The organism is Psychrobacter okhotskensis (assembly GCF_013248965.1).
Taxonomy (GTDB): domain Bacteria; phylum Pseudomonadota; class Gammaproteobacteria; order Pseudomonadales; family Moraxellaceae; genus Psychrobacter; species Psychrobacter okhotskensis.
Genome location: NZ_JABRVQ010000001.1, coordinates 210702 through 229169, shown reverse-complemented (window position 1 = coordinate 229169; position 18468 = coordinate 210702). Strand labels below are relative to the sequence as shown.

The window sequence follows — 18468 nt, the reverse complement described above, 5'->3', positions numbered from 1 at the left end:
TTTATAAAGTGCTTACATCATTACATCGTCATATCTTATAGCCAAATCCATATAAATCCGCTATATCGTCATACTCGCTGACCATACTCATGTATAGCTTGCACTCAGTTTCCTTGTATGGAAATTATTTAAATTCAACTATAGTCAAAACCTCCTAAAAACGCGACGGTATTGCTAATATATCGATATTAATTTTCACTCACTATATATGGAACAGCCACAATATGGTGGCTGTCATAAAACGAGATTGGATGGCTCGTTTAATTCTATTATAAATTTTATATTACTCTCGTACTATTGTTTACCTTTTTTAATATATCTATTTAAATTTTAGAAAGATTAATGAACAGATATTTACACTGTCGTTTAAACTGACTTTATTATATTGATAAAAAAAAGAGCCTGCCGTTAGACACACTCTTTTTTTATTAAACTTGATCGATACTGGTTTGTTTAAAAAATTATTTTAACATGGTTATTTTAACGTATTGAGTCGACTCGATAGCTGCCCAATGATCTGATCAATCTCTTGATTGGCTTCAGCTTCATTGTCTAGATTACCATTCGGAGTCAATTGATTCATCACTTCTGGGAGCAATTCGGCAAGCCCTTGACGCACTTCAGTCTCATTAGCCCCTGTCTTCGCGGCCACTTGCTGAATCTCGTCTTCATCAAATAATTGGTTGATCTCGTTGGGGTCTAAATTGTCGTTATCTTCATTATTACTCATCCAAGAGCGCACTTGATTGTCGTGACCCATACCTGTGATTTTCGATAGAGCAGCGCTTAAGCCACCATTACGTTGAATCCAGCTCAATACCATGGGCATGAGGGCAGCAACCAGCATGCCTTTACCACCGCCAAAGCCGCTTCTATTACTCTTACCACCCAATACGCTGCCCAGGATATCACCCAAGCCGCCAGCACCAGAGCTCATACCACCGCGCTGATTGCCACCGGTGAGACTGCCCATAATATCGTCCAGACCAAATCCATTATCCGCCTGACGATTATACTGCTGTGGATTATAACCACCAGATTGACCACCGCCCAATACGCTACCTAAAATATCACCCAGACCACCCGTACGACGTGATGTCGACCCTTGGTTCACAGGATTACGCTGTGCATCATCTGGCGCCATGGCACTACGCGCTACTTGACTCACTAAATTCCCTAATAAGCTCATAACCTCATCCTTTTTTGTCGTTTTGTTTATTATCTTCAGCTGCTATGTTATTTGACTATAACCAGCAGATAACGTAAACGCTGAATATATTTTAATATAACAAATCTATCTTAACATCGAGATAGGTGTTTTGTTATTGACCATATTGGCTTATGAAGGCTCATCTAAACCTAATATAACTCTATATAAACCACACCACGCTGTATCAATTAGTCGTTACAGCGCTCACATTTGCTAAAACATTTAATTCGCACCATTGCTCAAGGCTCACTTGATCGCGAAATACGGTCAATGACATGGAACGCTGATAAGGCTCTTTAATCATAAAATCAAAGCTCATTGCCCAATGATAATGATGGACAGCAAGCAGTTGTGCTTGCCATAGCCCATCGCCTTGGCTCGTCCGTATCATAAGTTGCCAATGTTGATCGATACGCTTATCAATTGGCGGCTGTGTGAGATGCAACAAAACTGGCCGTGACAGTGCCAGATAGCTGACGACGGCTGCCGTTACTATCAATATGAGTACATACTGCCATAACGCCAACGCAGCCAGCCATGCCAAACCAAGCATGACTAACGCCAAACCAAGATATAGTAAAGTACGCAAATAGCTGGCGGGCTTGATAGCAGTATCAATCCTTAGGGAGGTAATCATCGTCATATATGCAAATCCGCCATATGGGGAAAGCCGTTATAACTATCAGACTTTATCAGCTATCAATATAGACTTAACGACGCAAAAGAAACCTAAAAATATGAATGATTTTAAAAATGTCAAATTATCAAATTATTAATGTCAATGCTATGACACGTCTTTAGCATGACGCCATGTCTTAATTTTATTTACTAGTGCCCATATGCGGTCATCTTCTGGACGGTTTTGATTGGTAAAATAATCGAGTAAATCAGGATCTTCGTGAGTCAGCATTTGGGCAAAGGTCTCTTGTTCAGTAGGCTCTGCGGTTAAGTAAATCTCTTTGACATAAAGGTCAATGTAGAAGTCTAACTCTTTTAAGCCGCGACGCGCTTGATAAATGATACGGCGCTGTTCATTGGTTGGCTCAGGCTGGGTCGTAGTGGTCATAGAAATGCTCTCATTATTTTAATAGGTGTTCAGATTAATATTAAGTGTTAATCATTGGCGCTAACTATCAAATATGCATATAGTGCAATAGCAGTGATTAGAGCTATTCTAGCATTGATTTTTTAGTGTTAATTTTTTAGTGTTGATTGTTAGTGTTGATTGTAGGCAGATAACTGCTGCCATAACGCCACAGCTTGCTGCATCATCGCGACATTATGAGTACGGATAATACTAGCGCCTTGTTGCAAGGCAAATATACCCGCAGCAACTCCGACTGTATCACGTTCTATTGCCTCAGTTGTAGCCACTGCTTCGATACCGCTTTTAGTTAATACTTCTGCTAAAAAACGCTTGCGAGAAATACCAAACATCATAGGGAAACCAAGACTTTGTAATTCTCCTAGCTGCGACAATAACGCGCAATGATGCTCGTAGTTTTTGGCAAAACCAAAGCCTGGGTCGATAATGATTTTCTCACACTTGACACCAATGCTGACTACCTCATCGATACGGGCTATTAACTCTGCGCTAACGTCAGCGATCACGTCGTCATAGAGCGCCAGATTATTCATCGTCGTTGGCTCACCGCGCATGTGCATCAACATAACTGGTATATCAAGCTCAGCCGCTAGCGCTGCAGCACCCTCGCATTTGAGCGCTCGTACATCATTCCAAATATCAGCACCCGCCTCAAAAGCTGCCCGCATAACGGTAGGATTACTGGTATCGATAGACAACCAAACTACATCGCCAAGTTGCTGTCTAATCGCTTTGACGACCGGTACAACACGCTGCAATTCCTCACTAGTCGCGACAATAGCAGCATTTGGCCGCGTAGATTCGCCGCCAATATCAATAATGGTCGCACCCGCCGCTATCATCTCTTTAGCATGAGCAAGCGCGCTATCAATAGCGTTAAATTGTCCACCGTCCGAAAATGAATCAGGTGTAACGTTAAGAATACCCATGATCTGAGGTCGCGATAGATCCAACATTTTTTCGCGACTAGAGACCGTATAAATAGGTAAAGGCTGAAATAATGACATAACCAATCCGTTGCAAATTAAGTTGATAAACACTGGGTCAGCACTTTATTTTTATCTCATGATATCAGTAAATCTGCTGCTGTTCTAAATGCTTCGTAAAATGATGACAATAAAAAAGCCCTCTATTAAAAAGGGCTTCTTATATTGGCTACTAATGCGCGATAAACTACATCGCTGGTAATGGTGGCGGTGTTGAACCCGTCGTTTTCACATTATCTTTAGCCAAATTAACTTCATTGTGCTGATATACTCTAGGCGGACGTGGATCTTCACCGGCTAAGATATCTTGCAGTTGATCACGGTCAATGGTCTCCCATTTCATCAAGGCATCAACCATCGCATGCATTTTTTCTTGATTACCTTCAATCAATTCGCGCGCGATATCGTATTGCTCTTCTAACATGCGGCGAACTTCGTCGTCAACTTTTTGCTGCGTTGCTTCAGAAATCGTACGACCACCGCCACCAAAGTAACCTTGTGAGTTGTCATCATCTTCATAGACCATGATACCTAAGGCATCAGACATGCCGTATTTGGTTACCATCGCCCGTGCCATTTTGGTTGCCCGTTCAAAGTCGTTTGAGGCACCCGTCGACATTTGATTGATAAAGACTTCTTCAGCGATACGACCACCAAATAAAATCGCAATATCACTGAGCATTTTTGATTTATACATGCTGGTTTGATCATGCTCAGGCAGCTGCCAAGTGACACCCAAAGCAAAACCACGCGGCATAATCGTCACTTTATGCACCGGATCGGTACCCGGTAGTAGCTCAGCCACTAGCGCATGACCTGCTTCATGATAAGCAGTGGCACGGCGCTCTTCTTCACGGATGACCATTGATTTGCGCTCAGGACCCATGTAAAGCTTATCTTTCGCATCTTCAAAGTCATTCATGTCAACGCTACGCTTGTTACGACGCGCAGCAAACAGAGCGGCTTCGTTCACAAGGTTGGCCAATTGCGCGCCACTAAAACCGGGCGTACCACGTGCCAAAGAGTTGGCATCAACACTAACGGTATTCGGCAGTTTTCTTAAATGGACTTTTAATATTTGTTCACGGCCTTTGATATCTGGCAAGCCGACTTGTACCTGACGGTCAAAACGACCCGGACGTAATAATGCCTTGTCAAGTACGTCAGCACGGTTAGTAGCAGCAATGACGATAACGCCTTCATTGCCCTCAAAACCATCCATTTCGACCAACAGTTGATTCAGCGTTTGCTCGCGCTCATCGTTACCGCCGCCCATACCAGAGCCACGATGACGACCAACTGCATCGATCTCATCGATAAAGATGATACAAGGCGCGCTTTTCTTCGCTTGCTCAAACATATCACGCACACGCGAGGCACCGACACCAACGAACATCTCAACAAAATCAGAACCTGAAATTGAAAAGAACGGTACTTTGGCTTCACCAGCAATTGCTCTTGCTAGCAACGTCTTACCAGTACCTGGAGGACCTACCATCAAGATACCACGGGGGATCGTCGCCCCAAGCTTGGTAAATTTATCTGGATCACGCAAGAATTCGACCACTTCGACCACTTCTTCTTTGGCTTCTTCACAACCTGCCACATCTTCGAAGTTGACCTTGATTTGGTCTTCAGTCAGCATCTTGGCTTTTGACTTGCCAAAGCTCATTGGGCCGCCACCTTTACCGCCTGCACCGCCCTGCATATTACGCATAAAGAATAAGAACAGACCAATAATCAGTAGGATTGGGAAACTGGCTATCAGCAACTGCATCAGCACACTTTGACGTTTCGGTGCTGTGCCCTGAACCTCAACTTGGTTCTCGCGCAGTAATGGCATTAGTTGCTCATCAGCCACAGCTGGTCGAATGGTCTCAAATGATGAGCCATTTTTCTTTTCGCCGGTGATCTGTTCGCCATCAATTTCAACACTGGCTACCTGACTTTCTGACACAGCGGTCACAAACTCAGAGTAGTTAAGGCTATCTGGCTCAGACGATTGGTCAAAGCCGCTAAACACCAGCACCAAAACGCCGATTACCACCAGCCACAATAAGGTATTTTTTACCATGTCGCTCACTAGTTATTCCCATCCCTTACTTATTGGTGTGTCAACTTGACACGTGACGTCTATAAACGCATTGCTCATTAGTTCAATAACTGCCAAATACGAAACTTATCCTCATCAATGACATATAAATCTATCGTAAATGAGCCAGTAAAGCGCTTATTCTCAGACGACTTTGCTTAAAACATATGCTAGAAACAAAGTTAATATACCATGATATGTGGTGTTATCCTGCATAATTCAAGCAGGTTTTCCTTTTATTCAGTTAACGATTGTAGCGTGTTAAATCTTACATGAAGCTAGCTATATTGTGATGACTTATTCCAAATACAACGAAAGCAACTCATTGAAAGTAAAACTATTTAATGGCAATCCAAAACATCTCTTTCGAGCGTGGTCGTGAAGCGCCAGGCTTGATACTACGAATCTTACTAAAATCAAGCTGCATCTGCTTGCGTAATTCTTGTGTACCCTCGCCTTGAAACACTTTCATAATAAGCGCGCCACCTTCTGGTAAGGTTGCAAGTGCAAAGTCCACCGCCAGCTCGCACAAGTACATCATACGCGGCTGATCAATGGCACTATTACCAGCGGTATTGGGTGCCATATCGGAGAGCACCACATCGACCTGCCTGTCACCGACTTCTGCCATAATGCTGTCGAACACCTCAGCTTCACGGAAATCACCTTGGATAAAGGTAACATCAGGCAAAGTATCCATCGCTAAAATATCAGAGGCAATCAAGATACCTTGTTCCCCTACCAATTGGCCAGCAACTTGTGACCAACTGCCCGGCGCACTACCCAAATCAACGACCGTCATGCCTTTTTTGATAAGGTTGGTCTTTTCATTTATTTCTAATAACTTATAAGCAGCACGAGCACGATAGCCATCTTTTTGCGCTTTTTGGACATAATGGTCGTCAATATGCTCTTTCATCCAAGCACTGCTGCTTTTCGACAGTTTTTTGTTCTCAATACGCGTGGCCAAGATACCTGCTCCTATTACTCTTACTTTGCAAAGCTGCAATAAGCATCCAATCAACAGCCATTACGCTTATAAAACATACTTAATATCAAGCCAATCAGGTTTAATACTCTGTTGATTGAGCGATTCATACATTTTTAGTCGTAAACTGCCTTAATTCTATTGGTTTAAACACTGCTTTATCAGGCAGTAGCGTTTATAATGTGTTTATACATTCAGTTTAACATTTTCATCACGTAAAATCGTGCAAAATCCTGCTGATCTCATGCAAAATGGGCACAGATTATCTATAATGATCATTAACTGTTTTTGATAGTACACTCTTTTATTTTTACCAACACCTAGGAATTCTATGGAACTCGATAACGCTACAATTAAACGTCTAAAGGGCATCGGTCATGAGCTCAAGCCTATTGTCATGATTGGCAATAAAGGCATTACACCGACCATCACTGAAGAGATTGATCGTGCCTTATCGGATCATGAGCTGATTAAGGTAAAATTACCTGCAGGCACAAAAGAAGAACGCGATGTCATCGGTGCTGAATTGGCAGCAGCAGCCAATGCCTCTTTGGTTCATTCTATTGGGCGTATGGCACTATTACTACGCAAAAACCCAAATGCCAACCCTAAGCTATCAAACCTTGCCCGTCATGCGCAGTAGTATGTCATGCTCAGCTTGGTTTAAATAACTGGCTACCGTTTCACCAAAATAGCAGCTGAGCTATGATGATACAGCCTAAAAGCCGCGATGCAATCTGCTCGCGGCTTTTTTTATTGATATTCTTGAAAGCTAAATTAAAAGCTGACTTGAAATCAGCCTCGTAATACCTTTATTTGAACGTACTTTATCATATGGTAGTATCAAAGACCTTTTATCTCGTACCAACTTTTTGAGTCATAGAAAATTATGAGCCAGACCTTTAACCTTTGTATCGCCACTGAAACCCTAGCCAATGATGCGCAGCAGCTTAGCGTAAGTACGGACACCCTACATGATATTCGAGTGGTCGTGCACGCGACCATCCTACAGCAGCCAACGTTGCAACTACAGTTAGCCTATCAAATTACCCTACCCACTCAGTCTTTAGCCGATCAATTACATTGGCCGACTTGGGAGGAAACACGCGTTGGCTTTACTGATTATTTGTGGGAGGAGAACTGCCTTGAGTGTTTTATTGCTGGTAGCGCTTTGGATCAGGATAGTGCTGATAGTAGCAGTACAGCGGCTTATATTGAGGTCAATGCCAGCCCAGATGGTCGTTATGCGCTTTATCAGTTCGAAAGCTATCGAAATCCTGCGACGCTACCGCCACCCCCTTTATTATTAGCAAATGGGCGTGCATGCGCAAAGATTGACTGGATTGATCACCCAGATTTACAGATGCCGTCAGTCGGCGTTAACCGCGCTCATAATTCATCAGCAGCGCACACATTATATAATTATAAGCTAACCTTTAGTGTACCGATAAAAGAACGGTCTAGCCAAAATTTTGCTATTAGCAATATGGTCGTTGAGCACATACATCCCTGCGTCATTTTATGGTTTGGTGAGACTGCTTTATATTTCGCACCCAGTCATGCTTCTCCGCCTGACTTTCACAATCGTCGCTACTGGACTAGGTTTGATTCTAAAGCAGCCTTACTTAACCAGCTAGCGTCATCGATAGCAACTGAACGATAATGCTTATCTAGGGCGTGTCCTCATTTTAAAAATGGTGATAAAAACGAGGTAAATTGCAGTCAAGCAAGGAAAAGAGTGCAGATAATATCGAGATATTACCAAGCTGTTTGACGATATTTTGGTAAGACTTAACCATTTTTAGCTCATTTAGAGCCCTATCAGTTAAATTGAGGACAAGCCCTAATCCCATTTTTGAACAAAAAAAACCCAGTAATGTCATTAAGAGCATTACTGGATCTGGAGAAAACGATTTACTTAAAACTCGATGTACTTGACGCTTGTAGTCGATAAGATAATTCGGATATCAGGAAGGCGCATAAAAGTATTACAAATAGTAGCCTAAACAAGCCTGATACCGTCTCTCATTTATACAGGATTGACTATATTAGTCAGCCATCGCAAGGTAGATACCACGGTCTGATGCATCATCAACGTATTGCGAATCACGCCATGTCGTATAGTTATAGACGCCGCTGTATGGGCTGATACTGCTTTGACGGAAATCAGAAACCCAGTCAGAACCATCAAATATTTGAATATGACCATGCGGATGCTTTGAGCTGCGATCATATACTACAACATCGCCAACTTGGGGTGGCATGTTGTTGCTGATTTTGCTAAAGCCTGCACTGCTGAGTGTGCCACGGCTAGCATACTGATACGCTGAAGGATTCGGGGTGAATTCATAACCGGCTGATTGTAAAGCCTTACGCACATAACGAGCACAGTAACCAGAGCTTCTTGATAGTGCCACGCTTGAAGCACGTGCCGCTGCGATAGCAGGAGCAGAATAGCGATCTGGAATTTTACTCGCTTGCTGCTGGCGCTGCTCATAAGACAAGCGACTGGTTAGCGAGGCAAGCTGATATTCTTTTTGCTTGGCATGGGCGCTTAAATTGTCAATGGCTTGACTGATCTCGTCATTGCTAGAGACATAAGCACCGCTATTGGTGCTATAGATGTTGCGACTAGAACCGTAGTTCGCAGAAGCAGAGATATTGGTGATGGTATGACTCAAGGTATTATTTGGTTGAAAGGTGGTTTCGGCAGCACCACTCGTTTGTGCTATGCCCATTCCTAGTACTGACAAAATTAATAAAGCTTGTTTCATAAATTTACTACCTATTTGTTAATACAAGACTGCTCGTCATCCATAACGAAGCATCAATTAGTTTAGAGGACATAATCATCAAATAAACATGATAAAATCCTTAATACAACAGCTCACTCTTCTTTTTACAGTCACTAACGCTGGTTTCTTTGGCAGCGCGGTCATCTGCTTTATAAATCGTTTGCTATCCATCCCATATATACTGTGTTTAATATGAATATCGATTTTGTCACCTACTAGATGAGTCATTACGATGTCAAAAAAACAGCCTAATCGGCTTGCCCAGCTTATTGATCATCAAGCTTTTGCTGGTAGCGCACTACCTCAAACCCTTGCTGACAATATGCGTCTATATATTCAAGCGACCGCTGAGATAAAAGAGCTGCTAGTAGATTGTCTACCAGAGGAAATTCTTAATACCTGTTGGGTCGTTGGCTTAACTGCTGAGCAATTAACACTCAGTGTGGGCTCAATGACTGCTGCTAATCATATTCGCTATTTACAGAACGCTTATTTGCAAGTATTAACAGAGCAGTCAATTACATTTAAACAACTCAAGCAAATTCGCGTCATTGTAGCGAGAATATCTGCGGATAGTCCTTCTTCTAAAAAACTATCTGCGTTATCAGCAACCTCATCAAAGTCTCGCAAAGCCAATGAAAATCAGGCTCTTAGCCAAAACACAAAGCGGACTATATCACAGGCTGCAGAGCATGTCACCACTGATGAAAAGCTCAAAAAAGCACTTTTACGTCTGGCCAATCATTAAAAATCCTGAGTTCTACCTGTAAAGTTATGTAACTATTTTCGGAAAACAGCGCCCTTACGCTAGGTTTTTGTAATGACGTAAACAAAAAAAATCATCTGTTAGTCGCATTCACGTTGTGAAGGTAACTAACAGATGATTTTTTTGATTATCTACAACGTCGGTATTATCTACGCTAACGTTATATTATTTAAAAATACTAACTTATATATTCATTTATAAGAATATAAATTAACTATCCTTATAATCATTTTATGTAATATTGCGTAAATGTTTCGATACTTCGTGTATATTCCTGTATTCATCCTTCAACCGCTAGGCCTTTTAGGGGTAAATATTCGATAGGACAGGTTACATTGTCATCAAAAGTTACAATTTCAAAGCTGTCAGGATTGGATAATATTTCACGTATCAACAAATTGTTTAAGGCATGACCAGATTTATAGGCATTAAAACGACCCAGAATTGGATAACCAATAAGATATAAATCGCCTAACGCATCCAAAATCTTATGGCGCACGAACTCGTCATTGAAACGTAAACCTTCTTCGTTAAGGATATTGGCTTCATCGATGACAATCGCATTTTCCATACTACCGCCCAACGCCAAGTTGTTTTGACGCAGAGCTTCTATATCGCGTAAAAACCCAAAAGTACGGGCTGAGCTCAGCTCTTCTATGAAGTTTTGCGTAGAGAACTGCAGCTGGGCATGTTGAAAATTCTTGTCGATAGCAGGATGATCAAAATCAATTTCAAAGTTTAATTCAAAGCCTTCATAAGGACGTAACTCTGCCCATTTATCCTCTACTTTTACTCTGATTGGTCTCAAAATCTTAAGGAATTTCTTTAAGCCTTCTTGCTCACAGAAACCCGCTTGCATTAGTAATGCGACAAACGGTGCAGCGCTACCATCCATAATCGGTATCTCTGAGGCGGAAACACGAATCAATAGGTTATCAATGCCAAGTCCGGCAATCGCACTTAATAAATGCTCTACCGTACCTACCCGTGCCCCTCCAAATACTAGATTGGATGACATCATGGTGTCCTGCACTAAGAAAGCACTGGCTGGAATCGGTTGACTACCTTCGATATCTGAGCGCTCGAAAACAATACCAGTATCGACTGGCTGTGGATGAAACTCTAAATCAACAGGCTGACCACTATGGAGACCGGTACCTGTAACGGCTATCGCTGCTTTTATAGTTCGTTGGTTCATGGCTGTTTTCCCACATATTTTGTTACAATTGACCTAGTGTACCATTACCCGTACCCAATTCGCCATAGTTAAAAAGCGTTAATTTGCTTATGTCTCTGATTGATAACTCTTATCGTAACTTTGTTATTCAAGCAAATTATATTTAATAAACCTATAAATAACTATAGGAAACAGTCTGTTAAGAATAAATTTTGCTTCACTGCACCTTGTTCGAGACATATTATCAATAAGGGCTTTAGTATTAGTAGCTAATGTTCATAAAACCCCTACCACATGCACATCTCGATTTCGTAAAAAACATATAGCCAGTCAAAAGTAATATCGAACCATCACGCACTGCTGATATCGTCGCGTTTTTAGGATATTTTGACTATACCTTATAAACAAGCACAAAAAAGCCAGCGACATAGCACTGGCTTTTTATAATCACTAGAAGTAAACAACAACTATTTGTTTTGTTGACGCTTTAGATAGTCTTGGATACTGTTGGTCTTGGTTTTAGGTTGCTCTTGTGTCGGATTTGCGCGAGCCAGACTATCTTGATGCAGTTGGGCTTGCGATTGCTTTTGACTGTTTAACGCGCTGGTATGCAAGTTAGGATCAACAGGCTGCGTGCTATTCACCGAAGGTACAGGCTGCTCAACAACTTCAGGCTCTTCACCCGCGTGTTCATCTAAGGTCAAGCCCGTTGCGATGACAGTGACATGCAAATCATCACCCATTTTTTCATCGATAACAGAGCCGTAGAAAATATGAGCATCATCGATATCAGTAATTTCTTCGACGATTGCACTGATTTTGCTCATTTCATCCAATGACAAAGACTCAGATGAAATCACGTTAACCAGTAGACCTTTGGCATTCTCTAAACGTAAATCATCAAGTAACGGTGATCTGATGGCTTTTTCAGTCGCTTGACGCGCACGATCGTCACCGCTGGCACGGCCAATACCCATCATCGCATGACCTTTGGCAGTCATTGCGGTGCGAATATCGTTAAAGTCAATATTGATCATACCTTCGCTGGCGATGGTTTCAGCGATACCTTGCACGGCGTGTAATAACACATCGTCCGCTTTTTTGAACGCATCTTGCATAGAGATATTGCCATAAACGCTCATCAACTTATCATTAGGAATGGTAATGATAGAGTCAACGAAGTTGGTCAACTGCTCAATACCTGCTTTGGCCGCCTTGATACGTTTACCGCCTTCGAATTTGAAAGGTGTGGTCACAACAGCGACCGTCAATACTTCCATCTCTTTGGCAATACGAGCCACGACTGGTGCTGCGCCCGTACCCGTACCACCGCCCATTCCAGCGGTAATAAAGACCATGTCAGAATGTTCGAGTAACGCGCGGATCGCTTCTTCTTCGCTCTCTGCTGCTTCACGTCCGACTTCTGGATTGGCACCAGCGCCTAGACCACGGTTCGTTTTTGCGCCCAGTTGTAACTTATGCGGTGCTGTCAAACGATCAAGTGCTTGTTTATCCGTATTCGCACAGACGAACGTCACACCTCTAATCCCTTGTTGTACCATATGTTCAACAGCATTACCGCCACCACCACCCACACCGAATACTGTGAAGCTTGCTTGGCCGTTATTTTGAAGCTGGTTATCATCTGGCATGGTGTATTTTGACATAAAAAAGATTCTCCAGTTGCAGATAGCGTGATGGTCGATACATGCTAACGCACTCATATGACGCGCTATCGACTTACTATATATAAATGTATTTAAATAAAACAGGGCTATGGCTTAAATCGTTAAGCTGGGACAAAAATATGTCGTCATTGCTCAGGGTATTACTTTCAATGTTACTTTTAATACTACTTTATGCATTTAATTTCGGTATATATTTCAGAAAATCAACGCTTATTGTATAGCCATTCTTTGTATAAACACGTTTTTATATAAACGTCTTCATACAAACGTGTTTGATAGCTAAACTATAGTATCTTTTTGAGCACACTAGCAAAACGTTGCCCTGCGCTTTGAAAGACGCCAGTCACTCTATTTTTTTGAAGCGCTTCCGGCTCGCTTTTTTCACTGTGGCGAAACTGCTCGCTTTGACTATATAGTAATGTACCAAATGCTGTTTGATAAGCGCGATCATTGACCTGAATATTCAGCTGCTTAAAGGACTCGTCATTATCAAAATGATTATAAGCACTGATCGCCGGATGAGTATTGGTCATCACCACTGGCATTTTTAGCAACTTCTTAGCAAAGGGTATCATACCTTTGATAGCACTACCGCCGCCTGTCAGCACGATACCTTTGTCGATATAGCTAATCAAATCCGCTTCATGCAGTTGACGCGCCACTTCAGTAAAAATCTGCACATAACGCGCTTCGATAATACGGGCTAAATTATAAATACCGATATTAATCTCGTCGCTGGTCCCTTGCGGTTTAAAAATAAAGAACGAGCTAGGATCGACACTATTGACATCAACCGTACCATGCGATTTTTTAAGTTTTTCAGCTTCTATCATTGATATGCCAACATCTGCTGAAATATCCATCGTCACTTCATGGCTGCCTGTGGCGATACAATGTGTAAAGATCAGCTTGTTTTCTTTGTAGACACAAATACTGGTCGTACTCGCGCCAATATCGACCAAGCACACACCCTGCTGACGCTCGTCGCTCATCAGGCTATATTCTGCACTGGTCACTGCATCGAAGACAATATGATCGATACCAACATCACAGCTCTGTAATAATTTTTGGATATTTTGACGGCTGGCGACTGGCATCATCATCATGTGATACATCACGCTGATATTATGCGCCACCGTTTCGATCGCATCGTCGACCATAAAGTCTTGTTCATCGACATAGATACCTTGCTGACAACAATGCATCAAATAATAGTCTGAAGATAAGTCGCGTGATTTGGCATTGGATAAAGCCTGTACCATGTCTTTGGCACGGACGACTTCGTCCTCTACTCTCACTTCGCCAGCACTGTTTTTGCTAAGTAGCTCAGGCGTCGCTAGGGTCAACCACACACTATGCACCCGGCAATTAGCAGTATCTTCTGCTTCTTGAATGGCTTGTTTGATAGCGCCTTGCAAGCGTTCACGATGTTTTATTTGACCTTGATAAAAGTCACTATTTTTAACTTGCCCCACACCCATGATACGAATGTCTTTTGCAGAGACAACGCTGCCAATAACGACATAAACTGCCGTGGCACTTAGATGGACAACAACCAGATTTTCAGTATTTTTCATGGTACCAGACAAATTATCGCTAAACAGGAGACCAAATGACGTCCCCATTAAATCATTAAAAAAGCGCTATTACTACGCTGTTATATCCTACTGTACGTTCAATTTTGATGCTTATACAATACTTCTGCTTACTTATTATTGACTGTGTTTTCTGACTGTCAATTATTTTGCTGCTTCGGCTTCGGGTTGTGCCATATTCCAAGCAATGGTAAAACCGTTTTTGTAACGTAAATCGACCGACTGTATCTCTTTTCGGCGGTTACTTAACTGATTACCTAATAATCGACTTAGATTCAGCAGTTTTTGTGCGGTGTTTTCATTGTCAACAATGACGCGCTGACCATTATCAAAACGAATGAGCCACGTCATTCTTGGTGACAGAATAATATCAGCGACTTGCATATCAAGTGGCGCATACCAATCATTGATTTGCTGCATTTGTTGCATGATAACCGGTGCTTGCGTTATCTCACCTTGTAACGTAGCAAATTGCGCTTGTGTCAAATCTCTACTGTCAGCGGGAACAAAAACAGCCCCTTTTGCATCAACCAAACGCTCGGTACCAAAATTAGCAACTGCTTGCTTGGGAAGTGCTGTGACGACGATACCACGTTGCCAATCCCGAGACACACTCACTTGGTCAACCCAAGCAAGGCCAGTAGTGATGTCCCTTAGTGCTTGTAAATCAGACGTAAAAAAACTGCTGACTTTCTGTTGGTTCATCACTTGCTGTAGTGCTCGATACTGAGCGACTGTCAAACCTTGATTGCTGACATGAATAGCTGCTGGAGGTGCATCGCGTAGGGCTTTGCCACCCATAATCAATATAAGCACTAATAAACCCAACACCAGTACCATAAAAAAATATCTGACCGAAGTCGGTACTTGGAAGTTAGATTTTGGGCGACGGGTTTTATCACTCATCAAGTCAGTTACGTCGTTGACAGTTTGAGCCATAATGACCTTTGTCCCTATTTTGCATAAAACTATTTGCATAAAGCCAATAGTGCGTTCTATTAAAAGTTAATCTGCATCATGGACGCAGAGAATGACGGATTGAATATGTTAGCAAAATATTTGGCGAAAATGAGTGATATAACCCTGTTATCTGATTTCAAACGTAACATTTTTCTCATTTTATGAAGAACTTATAACATATACTCATAAAACAACATAAATATCACTAAAACGATTCAATAATTACAATATTAACGTATTTTGCGGTCAAACAATAGCCTAACCCTTACTACTAACAACGAATTTACACAAGTTTACACGAAGCTGTGGTATAGCAGGGCTAGCGATACATTCATTTCTGCTTATATTCATAAATATTCAATAATGTCAGTATCTATTTGACGCTTATTTCTACCCATTAATAATCACTTTTCAAACTTCTATAGTATCAATAGCGATTATCACAAACTGCGTTATGAATATTAAGCCAGACAAGAACATTTAAGCTGAATCTACCAACTGTTTATAATGTTTGCGTAAGGATGTGCCAGCACAGCGTATTGAAATCCATACCACGCGCCTTAGCTGCCATCGGTACCAAACTATGACTGGTCATACCCGGGACGGTATTAATCTCAAGCAACCAAAAGTTACCTGCTTCGTCCTGCATAGCATCGATACGCCCCCACCCTTTGGCATCAACAGCACGGAATGCAGCAAGGCTCAAATCTTGTAAATGCTTTTCATCAGCGTCACTTAAGCCGCACGGAATATAGTAGCTGGTATCGTTACGATTGTATTTGGCTTCAAAATCATAGAAGTTGGTGATATCAGCAGGCTCAAGACGAATGACCGGATAGGCTTCGTCATCGATAATAACAATCGTAAACTCGCGACCAGTAATCCAGCGCTCAGCCATGACAGCATCACCGCACTGTACCGCTGTTGCATAAGCCGCTGGCAACTCGTCCAAGTTATTAACCTTGGTCATGCCAATACTCGAACCTTCATGAACGGGCTTGATAATGAGTGGCAGACCTAGCATATTGACCACTTGCTGCCAGTCGGTATCGGCCGTCAATAGTGAAAATGGTGCCGTCGCTAAGCCGCAGCCTTGCCACAATTGCTTGGTACGAACCTTGTCCATGCCCAGCGCTGATGCCAAAATGCCTGAACCTGTCTGCGGAATATCAAACCATTGCAACACGCCTTGTAGCAAACCATCTTCACCGCCGCGACCATGCAACACATTAAACACGCGATCATAATCACGCAGCTCAGTAATGTCCTGATGCTTAGGATCAAAATGAGTGGCATCAACGCCTTGGTTTTGTAGCGCTTGCAAGACAGCGGCGCCACTGTCTAACGACACGCTGCGCTCATTGCTACTGCCACCATAAATAACGGCTACTTTACCAAACTGGCCAGCATCTTTTACTTCGCTGTTGTTATTGCTTAGTTCTGCCCTATCATTAGCGACTTTATCACTTGCAAGCTTGTCTTGCTCCGCTTGAGCCGCCGCCGCTAGTGCTGTCTCTGGGTTGGTAATCGTTGCTTTACCTTCAACATTATCGCTGGCTTTATGAAGGTCGTTTGTATTTTTTTGGTGATTATTGCTTGTCATAAGGATAGTTCCTAGAATTCTTTTTAGCTTATTAGATATAAAGGTTATTGGCGGCCAAATCGACTGCTATCTGGCCCACATTACCCGCACCTTGGGTAATCAGCATATCATTGGCTTTTAGTAAACGCTGCATGACCGGTGCTAAATTGTCCTTGTCAATAATCGTCGGTTCAACTTCACCGCGCAGCCGAATGCTACGTGCCAATGACTTGGTATCAGCACCAGTAATCGGGCTTTCACCTGCTGAATATACGTCTAATAATAATAGCTCATCTACGCTGGAGAGTACTTCGACAAAATCATCAAAACAATCGCGGGTACGGCTATAACGGTGCGGCTGAAACATCATTACCAAACGACGCTCAGGGAAGCTTTGACGCGCCGCTTTAATCGTCGCGTCGACTTCTTTTGGATGATGACCATAATCGTCAATCAACAACACGTCACCATCATCGATACTGACAGAGGCATGCTGCTCAAAACGACGACCCACGCCTTCGAATTTTTGCAAGGCGCGTTTGATGGCCTCGTCATCGACACCTTCATCTGTCGCCATGGTAATAGCGGCAAGCGCATTGTAGACGTTATGAGTACCAGGAATATTAAGGGTCAAACGTAAAGGCTCGCGGTCACGGCGCAATACGGTAAAGTGAGTTTTTGTGCCCTCTGTCACCAAGTCAACGGCCTGTACATCGTTAAAAGGCTCAAGCCCAAAGGTCAATACGGGACGACCAATATCATCAATCATCGCATATAATTCTGGGTCATCACCGCACACGACGGCCAAACCATAAAACGGCATATTTTGTAAAAACTGAATATAAGCGGCTTTTAATTTGTCAAAACTATTTTCATACGTTTCCATATGGTCTTGATCGATGTTGGTCACAATTGCAGCCATCGGATGCAAAGACAAAAACGAGGCATCAGACTCATCGGCTTCTGCTACTAAGAAACGGCTGCTACCCAGTGCGGCATTTTTGCCAGAAGCGTTCAGCTTACCACCAATCACGTAGGTAGGATCGAGCTGCCCTTCTGCCATCATCGTAGTGAGCAAACTGGTCGTTGTGGTCTTGCCATGCGCGCCGGCCACGGCAATGCCATGACGATAACGCATTAATTCACCCAACATATCGGCGCGGCGTACCACTGGCAGACGCGCTTCAAGCGCTGCTTTTACTTCAGGATTGCTGCGATCAATCGCTGACGATACAACGATGACATCCGCATTGGCAATATTTTTGGAATCGTGACCTATCGATATCTCAATACCAATCTGCTGTAGACGGCGAGTCACCAGGCTATCAGCAATATCAGAACCGCTGACTTGATAGCCCTGATTCTTCATCACTTCCGCGATACCGCACATCCCCGAGCCGCCAATACCGACAAAATGCAAGTGCTGAATACGGCGCATCTCTGGTATTTCAATCAAACGCTTAGGTAAGGCTTTCGCAGGAATAGACATAGGGTTTTCTCTTTATATAAGACTAATGAAATTTG

At 42.6% G+C, this 18468-nt stretch carries 16 protein-coding genes; 3 read left to right on the top strand and 13 right to left on the bottom strand.

The features are described from left to right. Positions 1 to 475: 475 nt before the first annotated feature. The 6 genes from HQR03_RS00975 to HQR03_RS00950 form a co-directional block, all read right to left on the bottom strand. Complete coding sequence (locus HQR03_RS00975; RefSeq protein ID WP_173238830.1) at positions 476 to 1189, bottom strand: YidB family protein; 714 nt, start codon at positions 1187 to 1189, stop codon at positions 476 to 478. Between the two features lie 205 nt (positions 1190 to 1394). Then, entirely contained in the window at positions 1395 to 1853 is a 459-nt protein-coding gene (locus tag HQR03_RS00970; protein ID WP_173238829.1) for a hypothetical protein, read from the bottom strand. 141 nt (positions 1854 to 1994) lie between these two features. Then, positions 1995 to 2276: an FAD assembly factor SdhE gene (locus HQR03_RS00965; RefSeq protein WP_025652426.1), complete on the bottom strand. Its 282-nt coding sequence runs from the start codon at positions 2274 to 2276 to the stop codon at positions 1995 to 1997. 149 nt (positions 2277 to 2425) lie between these two features. Further along, a complete protein-coding gene (folP, locus tag HQR03_RS00960; RefSeq protein ID WP_173238828.1) occupies positions 2426 to 3322 on the bottom strand; it encodes a dihydropteroate synthase in 897 nt (298 codons plus the stop codon). Between the two features lie 166 nt (positions 3323 to 3488). Further along, entirely contained in the window at positions 3489 to 5384 is a 1896-nt protein-coding gene (gene ftsH, locus HQR03_RS00955) for an ATP-dependent zinc metalloprotease FtsH (RefSeq protein ID WP_025652422.1), read from the bottom strand. 346 nt (positions 5385 to 5730) lie between these two features. After that, a complete protein-coding gene (locus HQR03_RS00950) occupies positions 5731 to 6363 on the bottom strand; it encodes an RlmE family RNA methyltransferase (protein ID WP_101212365.1) in 633 nt (210 codons plus the stop codon). A gap of 349 nt (positions 6364 to 6712) precedes the next feature. Here HQR03_RS00950 and HQR03_RS00945 point away from each other — a divergent pair, with 349 nt between their 5' ends. Both HQR03_RS00945 and HQR03_RS00940 read left to right on the top strand, forming a co-directional pair. Continuing rightward, a complete protein-coding gene (locus tag HQR03_RS00945) occupies positions 6713 to 7024 on the top strand; it encodes a YhbY family RNA-binding protein (RefSeq protein WP_025652420.1) in 312 nt (103 codons plus the stop codon). 246 nt (positions 7025 to 7270) lie between these two features. After that, positions 7271 to 8044, top strand: coding sequence for a DOMON domain-containing protein (locus tag HQR03_RS00940; protein ID WP_173238827.1), 774 nt, complete (start codon positions 7271 to 7273; stop codon positions 8042 to 8044). A gap of 385 nt (positions 8045 to 8429) precedes the next feature. On the opposite strand, the gene HQR03_RS00935 is transcribed toward HQR03_RS00940, so the two are convergent. Then, complete coding sequence (locus tag HQR03_RS00935) at positions 8430 to 9155, bottom strand: CHAP domain-containing protein (RefSeq protein WP_025652418.1); 726 nt, start codon at positions 9153 to 9155, stop codon at positions 8430 to 8432. Positions 9156 to 9408: 253 nt separating this feature from the next. Between HQR03_RS00935 and HQR03_RS00930 the strand changes: the two genes are divergently transcribed. Then, complete coding sequence (locus HQR03_RS00930; RefSeq protein WP_101212361.1) at positions 9409 to 9924, top strand: hypothetical protein; 516 nt, start codon at positions 9409 to 9411, stop codon at positions 9922 to 9924. Between the two features lie 298 nt (positions 9925 to 10222). Here the strand turns inward: HQR03_RS00930 and lpxC are convergent, their stop codons facing one another. From lpxC to murC, 6 genes are all read right to left on the bottom strand, one after another. Next, entirely contained in the window at positions 10223 to 11140 is a 918-nt protein-coding gene (gene lpxC / locus HQR03_RS00925; protein ID WP_025652415.1) for a UDP-3-O-acyl-N-acetylglucosamine deacetylase, read from the bottom strand. 446 nt (positions 11141 to 11586) lie between these two features. Further along, positions 11587 to 12786 (bottom strand): cell division protein FtsZ, encoded by a 1200-nt coding sequence (gene ftsZ, locus HQR03_RS00920; protein WP_025652414.1) that lies wholly within the window; start codon positions 12784 to 12786, stop codon positions 11587 to 11589. A gap of 305 nt (positions 12787 to 13091) precedes the next feature. Further along, positions 13092 to 14384: a cell division protein FtsA gene (gene ftsA / locus HQR03_RS00915; RefSeq protein WP_198015442.1), complete on the bottom strand. Its 1293-nt coding sequence runs from the start codon at positions 14382 to 14384 to the stop codon at positions 13092 to 13094. Between the two features lie 162 nt (positions 14385 to 14546). Next, a complete protein-coding gene (locus tag HQR03_RS00910) occupies positions 14547 to 15341 on the bottom strand; it encodes a cell division protein FtsQ/DivIB (protein WP_173238826.1) in 795 nt (264 codons plus the stop codon). 523 nt (positions 15342 to 15864) lie between these two features. Next, positions 15865 to 16965 carry a D-alanine--D-alanine ligase gene (locus HQR03_RS00905; RefSeq protein WP_217271507.1) on the bottom strand — a complete coding sequence of 367 codons (1101 nt, stop codon included), beginning with the start codon at positions 16963 to 16965 and terminating at the stop codon, positions 15865 to 15867. Positions 16966 to 16996: 31 nt separating this feature from the next. After that, a complete protein-coding gene (gene murC, locus HQR03_RS00900) occupies positions 16997 to 18433 on the bottom strand; it encodes a UDP-N-acetylmuramate--L-alanine ligase (protein WP_173238825.1) in 1437 nt (478 codons plus the stop codon). Positions 18434 to 18468 lie beyond the last annotated feature (35 nt).

What these genes read in the sequence shown, in the direction of transcription:
- HQR03_RS00970 (WP_173238829.1), bottom strand. Translation starts at nt 1,853, where the DNA reads ATGACGATGATTACCTCCCTAAGGATTGATACTGCTATCAAGCCCGCC.
- HQR03_RS00935 (WP_025652418.1), bottom strand. Translation starts at nt 9,155, where the DNA reads ATGAAACAAGCTTTATTAATTTTGTCAGTACTAGGAATGGGCATAGCA.
- HQR03_RS00975 (WP_173238830.1), bottom strand. Translation starts at nt 1,189, where the DNA reads ATGAGCTTATTAGGGAATTTAGTGAGTCAAGTAGCGCGTAGTGCCATG.
- HQR03_RS00930 (WP_101212361.1), top strand. Translation starts at nt 9,409, where the DNA reads ATGTCAAAAAAACAGCCTAATCGGCTTGCCCAGCTTATTGATCATCAA.
- murC (WP_173238825.1), bottom strand. Translation starts at nt 18,433, where the DNA reads ATGTCTATTCCTGCGAAAGCCTTACCTAAGCGTTTGATTGAAATACCA.
- ftsA (WP_198015442.1), bottom strand. Translation starts at nt 14,384, where the DNA reads ATGAAAAATACTGAAAATCTGGTTGTTGTCCATCTAAGTGCCACGGCA.
- folP (WP_173238828.1), bottom strand. Translation starts at nt 3,322, where the DNA reads ATGTCATTATTTCAGCCTTTACCTATTTATACGGTCTCTAGTCGCGAA.
- HQR03_RS00910 (WP_173238826.1), bottom strand. Translation starts at nt 15,341, where the DNA reads ATGGCTCAAACTGTCAACGACGTAACTGACTTGATGAGTGATAAAACC.
- ftsZ (WP_025652414.1), bottom strand. Translation starts at nt 12,786, where the DNA reads ATGTCAAAATACACCATGCCAGATGATAACCAGCTTCAAAATAACGGC.
- HQR03_RS00945 (WP_025652420.1), top strand. Translation starts at nt 6,713, where the DNA reads ATGGAACTCGATAACGCTACAATTAAACGTCTAAAGGGCATCGGTCAT.
- HQR03_RS00965 (WP_025652426.1), bottom strand. Translation starts at nt 2,276, where the DNA reads ATGACCACTACGACCCAGCCTGAGCCAACCAATGAACAGCGCCGTATC.
- HQR03_RS00940 (WP_173238827.1), top strand. Translation starts at nt 7,271, where the DNA reads ATGAGCCAGACCTTTAACCTTTGTATCGCCACTGAAACCCTAGCCAAT.
- HQR03_RS00905 (WP_217271507.1), bottom strand. Translation starts at nt 16,965, where the DNA reads ATGACAAGCAATAATCACCAAAAAAATACAAACGACCTTCATAAAGCC.
- lpxC (WP_025652415.1), bottom strand. Translation starts at nt 11,140, where the DNA reads ATGAACCAACGAACTATAAAAGCAGCGATAGCCGTTACAGGTACCGGT.